The following is a 4,993-nucleotide window of genomic DNA, read 5'->3' as shown; positions in this document are numbered from 1 at the left end:
TCGCAAGCCTTCTCTCCCTGTCAGAAGACCTGGTACGGCACTATGCAGATGAATATAATGACTTTCTTCCGCATCGGACGATCGGAAAAGTCAGGATCTATGAACAGAGTGCCCTCAAACGGTTCCGTGTGATCGCCGATCTGACATCACAGGGATTAAGCCATGAGGGGATTATGGCGGTTCTCCGTGGTGGAAAGCCCCTCCATGAGATCGGGATGGATGAGGAGAGAGAGAAGAAGCAGAGAGGGGTGCGATCAGCAACCCCGCCACCATCCCCACAGGGATCTGATCTGCTGGATGAGATCGCCATCGCCTCCCGGCTGGCCGGGGAGAGGACAAACGCAATCGATCACCGGCTTGGCGCAATCCGTGACGGCATGGAAGCAGATACCGGCCTGATCCTCCGTGAGATCACAAGTCTCCGGGAAGAGGTCGCCCTCTCGCGATCGGAACTGAGAACACTCTGGTCACAGGTGAGGGAGCTTGAAGAGGATCTCCGGGAGCGGGAACTCAGAAAGTCCTGGCTTGAACGGGTGGCAGAGCGGTTCTCCCGTTAAGGAGTTACCCTCCAGTCGATGACCACCTCGCGGGAGAAGAGGGCGGTGAAGAGATCTGAACGCTCCAGTGCATATTCGCATTCAGGGTACCCTTCGCTCCGTGAAGAGCAGTGGAGGATCACCTCATCCCCACCTATCGTGGCGGTGATGGTATCGACAAGAGACTGGTGTGAGCGATCGAGGGCGTCTGAGATCCTGAGGAGGGAGGCGAGCTTCTGCACGCGTTCCCGGTCTCCCTGATTCAGTTCAGCAAAGCGCCTTTGCCGGAGGGAGGGCGGAGTTTTTCTATGATACCGGATAAGCAGAGCTATTATCTCCCGCTCATCCCTCTTCAGGGGAAGGGAGGTGTCTGCCCGGACCATCCGGGCTCCGGTCTTGTTATGGGCCGCGTCCGGCTGGCTCCACCCGATATCATGCAGGATGGCTGCTGCCTGGAGGAGGAAGCGTTCCTCTCCCGATAGGCCATGCAGGGGGGCGAGTTGGTCAAAGAGCATGAGGGCATTCTTCATCACCTGCTCGTCATGATCCTGATCCGGGGTGTATTTTGCGCCAAATACGCGTATCCTCTCAAGCCTGCCACTTATGGAACCATCTCCGGAGAGGGTGTTCTGCTGCATTCTCCTGCACCTCACCTCAACCTTGACCCGGGAAGAGATATAGACTTCTCCGGGCATGGGCGGGATCAGCGGAGATGATAGGGAGCCGGATGATCCGGTATCATCTCTTTTTTGTAGGTCCGCACCGATCTGATAGAGGAGATATGCAACCCGCAGAAGGACAGCCGGATTCAATCACCGGGATATGGAATAAACAAGTCTACATCGAGACCTACGGGTGCACCTATAATTACGGCGATACAGGGAAGATCAGGATCATTCTGGAGTCACAGGGGTGTATTATTACCCCGTCTCCCGATGATGCAGACTGCATTCTCATCAATACCTGTATTGTAATCGAAAAAACAGAACGGGAGATGAGGAAGAGGATTGCCGAATGCCGGGATCGGAACCTCTTCGTCACCGGCTGCCTCCCGAAGATCGATCCGGATTGCGGGGGATTCGTGATCGATCCGGATACCATTCACTACCATTTCCAGAAGACGGGAGTTTACCCCTCCGGGAACCCTGCCATCCTCCAGGTGGCACAGGGATGCCCGGGCCATTGCACGTACTGTATCACCCGGAAAGCAAGGGGGCCGCTTCTTAGCCATCCCCTGGAAGAGATTGTCAATGAGCTTGAAGGACTGGTGAGAGAGGGTGCTGTCGAGGTGCAGCTGACAGCACAGGATCTCTCTGCATGGGGGATGGATCGGGGGGAGAGCCTTGCCGGACTGCTGGAGGCGGTCGGGAGGGTACCGGGATCGTACCGGGTGCGGCTTGGGATGATGAACCCGGACACCCTCATGCCGATCCTCGATGATGTCCTTGATGCCTGCAGAAACGATCAGATCTTCTTATTCTTCCATATCCCGGTGCAATCAGGATCAGATGCGGTGCTCGGGCAGATGGGGCGGCGGTACTGCCGTGATGATGTGATTGCGATTGTCAGTGCAATCCGTTCAAGGTTCCCCTCTGCCCGGATCTCAACTGATATCATCTGCGGGTTTCCGGGTGAGACAGATGAAGACTTTGCAGAGACGATCGATCTCCTCCGGGTGATTGAGCCAGAGAAGATCAATATCACGCGGTACTCGAACCGGCCGGGGACACCGGCTGCCAGCAGGGCTGATATGCCGGATCGGTTCAAGAAGGACCGATCCCGGCTGGCAACCATGGTTGCCGGGGAGATCTTCGATCGGATCTATTCCGGATTCATCGGTGAGGAGCTGGATGTACTCGTCACCGAAGTTGTGCAGGAAGGATCAGTCTCCTCACGGGACGGCGCATACCGGCCGGTGATCATCGGTGAGACCCTTCCGATCGGAACCAGATGCCGTGTGCGGATCACCGGCCATCGCCGCCATTACCTGGTGGGGACCCGGATCAGCTGATCTCCGACTCCCACATATCCCGCCCCCGCTCGGTATCCTCCGGATCAAGGGCCATGAACTCATCGGGGAATGGTGCAAACCATGTCTGTCCGGCAAGTGCCGGGGCATTACTTCTGAGAATCCATGCCGCAAGAAGCGTCTTCATGACAGAGACCGGCACTCTGCCCTTCCGGTACGAATCAAGCTCTTCAAGGAAGAATGCCTTCTCGTCCCTGGATAATGAGTCTTTCAGGTACCCGAATGCATGGAGGATCACATTGATCTCGGCAGTATACCGGGGTCCTGCCTTCATACCGCCGAGAAGAGTCTCCCTGTACTCCTTAATGAGAAGGGGGAGAGGCTTTTTCCCGGCATTCGCAACAATCCGGCCGAGCCTCTGTTGCAGCACCTGGCTGTAGGAGAGGTAGAGGAGCTTGTTCTCTGTATGGAGGCGGATGAGCGCCTTCATGGATCCGATCTCTTCCACATGCCTGAGATCAGCCAGAAGGAAGATCCGTGTGAGAAAATGATCCCTGATCCTCCGGTTCCTCAGCCTCCCCTCATCCTCGATCGGATAGCCGCTGAAGCGCTCCAGCACCATGCCCCCGAAGAAACCCGGACCCTTTCCTATGGGAGATGACGGCTCTGCGGAAGGATACCGCCGCACATCGGATATTCCTGAGGTCGGGGACTTGTTCTTCAGGATAAAGCCATCAACTGGCGGGATCTCATCCAGGAAGCCCCGGCAGAATCCCTGCATCAGTTCGGTCAGATCCCGTCCTGTGGATGGCTGGATGAGATGCAGTTTGCCATTCTGTTCTACGATCCGAATCGTATCCCTGGGGATGCCAAGCCCGATCTCAACCTCAGGGCAGACCGGAATGAAGGTGACAAACGGTTTCATAGAACGGACGAGTGGACTTCCTATCATATCCCCGTTGTACCTGACGGGATCAAATTCTATACACCGGCTGACAACAAGGGCCGGTCTCCAAAAGCTTCTCTTCACTCCCATAATCCAGAACTCCTCACCCCTTACTGAACACTGACAAATATATATCCAGCAGTCGGGAAGATTTTTACCCAACCGAAACTTTTATTCTCCCAAAACCAAAGTCCAGATATGGAGTTCCAGGGAGAAGATGAGGTATCGCCACGGAAGGCAGAGTACCTGAAATACATCCTTGAATCTGGCGGATTCGTAAAAACAACAGATATTGCCAATAATTTTGGCATATCGCCATCAACCGCAACCAAGGCGATCCGTGAGATGGCAGAGGCGGGGCTTCTGATCCATACGCCGTATGCAGGAGCTACCCTTACAGAAAAAGGGGAGCATATTGCACATTTCATCATGAGAAGGCATAGAATACTGGCACTCCTCTTCTCCCACTATGGTTTTACCCCTGGTGAAGCATGTGCCGAGGTGAAGAGGTTTGAATATCATGTCTCAAGAGATGCGGTGAACCGGATCTGCGCCTCACTTGGCCACCCGATGATGTCGGTATGCGGACGGATCGAGCATGAGGAGGGGTGTTGCATTGAGCCTGCAGAATGATTCCCTGTGGTATCCGGGGATTCTTGCCATTGTGGTGATCCTCATTGCATGCCTCTCCTCCGGATGTGTAGAGACGACGAGTGATGAAGAGGATGGGAGGATTCCGGTAGCGGTGACGATCCTTCCGATGAAAGAGATCGCTTCTGCAATCGGGGGCGACAGGATCGCCGTAACCGTGGTTGTACCACCAGGAACCGAACCCCATACCTTCGAGCCGACACCCGGACAGATCGTGTCTATCGCAGAATCCCGGATCTTCTTCAGGGTCGGTTGTGGGCTGCTTCCTTTTGAAGACCGGCTTGTCAGCCGCCTCTCATCCCAGAACCCCGGCCTGCTTGTTGTTGATCTCTCAGAAGGAATTGACTTAATTAAAGGAGATGCAGGGCATGAACATGAGGAGAACCATCTTTCAACGGAATCGGCAGATCCCCATATCTGGCTCTCGCCCACAAACGGTGCCCTGATGGCAGAAACAATCGCACGTACCCTCATCGCAATCGATCCGGAGGGGGAGGCGATCTATCAGGAGAACCTCGATGAATACCAGAAGAGAACGGCTTCTGTGGATGCAGAGGTGCGTGAGATACTGGGCGCCCTCCCAGGCCGCCGGTTCATCGTAACCCATGATGCATGGGGATACTTTGCCCGTGAATATGATCTCGAGCAGGTTGCGGTTCATATCGGCGGGAAGGAGCCGACCGCAAGGGAGATACAGGAAGTTGTCAGAATCGCTGTTGAAGATGGAATCAGAATCGTCTGCATCGAACCGCAGTTCCCTGAGAGATCCGCCCGTGTCATTGCTGCCGAGATAAACGGAGATGTAGTTGTAATCGATCCCCTGCCAGAGGCATACCTTGAGAACTTTATCAGGGTTGCAGAAGCACTTCAGGGAGGCCACAGATGACAGCT

6 protein-coding genes are annotated in these 4,993 nt (G+C 55.1%); 4 read left to right on the top strand and 2 right to left on the bottom strand.

Annotation, left to right across the window (positions count from 1 at the left end):
- The coding region (locus QCH34_RS06640; protein WP_300332062.1) for a MerR family transcriptional regulator at positions 1-557 on the top strand (557 nt) is incomplete at its 5' end.
- Here the strand turns inward: QCH34_RS06640 and QCH34_RS06635 are convergent.
- Positions 554-1,348, bottom strand: coding sequence for an HD domain-containing protein (locus QCH34_RS06635; protein WP_300332060.1), 795 nt, complete (start codon positions 1,346-1,348; stop codon positions 554-556). The genes QCH34_RS06640 and QCH34_RS06635 overlap by 4 nt on opposite strands.
- On the opposite strand from QCH34_RS06635, the gene QCH34_RS06630 reads away from it, so the two are divergent.
- Positions 1,318-2,547: a MiaB/RimO family radical SAM methylthiotransferase gene (locus QCH34_RS06630; RefSeq protein ID WP_300332058.1), complete on the top strand. Its 1,230-nt coding sequence runs from the start codon at positions 1,318-1,320 to the stop codon at positions 2,545-2,547. The two genes, QCH34_RS06635 and QCH34_RS06630, sit on opposite strands and share 31 nt — an antisense overlap.
- On the opposite strand, the gene QCH34_RS06625 is transcribed toward QCH34_RS06630, so the two are convergent.
- On the bottom strand, positions 2,540-3,541 hold the full coding sequence (locus QCH34_RS06625) for a DUF523 and DUF1722 domain-containing protein (protein WP_300332055.1): 1,002 nt from the start codon (positions 3,539-3,541) through the stop codon (positions 2,540-2,542). The two genes, QCH34_RS06630 and QCH34_RS06625, sit on opposite strands and share 8 nt — an antisense overlap.
- Before the next feature lie 108 nt (positions 3,542-3,649).
- Here QCH34_RS06625 and QCH34_RS06620 point away from each other — a divergent pair, with 108 nt between their 5' ends.
- Together QCH34_RS06620 and QCH34_RS06615 are read left to right on the top strand one after the other, a co-directional pair.
- Complete coding sequence (locus QCH34_RS06620) at positions 3,650-4,084, top strand: metal-dependent transcriptional regulator (RefSeq protein WP_300332053.1); 435 nt, start codon at positions 3,650-3,652, stop codon at positions 4,082-4,084.
- On the top strand, positions 4,068-4,988 hold the full coding sequence (locus tag QCH34_RS06615) for a zinc ABC transporter substrate-binding protein (RefSeq protein ID WP_300332051.1): 921 nt from the start codon (positions 4,068-4,070) through the stop codon (positions 4,986-4,988). The genes QCH34_RS06620 and QCH34_RS06615 overlap by 17 nt, the downstream gene beginning before the upstream one ends.
- The last annotated feature ends 5 nt before the right edge of the window (positions 4,989-4,993 follow it).

The organism is Methanocalculus sp., from assembly GCF_029762515.1.
Taxonomy (GTDB): domain Archaea; phylum Halobacteriota; class Methanomicrobia; order Methanomicrobiales; family Methanocorpusculaceae; genus Methanocalculus.
This window is presented reverse-complemented; position numbering and strand designations above follow the sequence as displayed.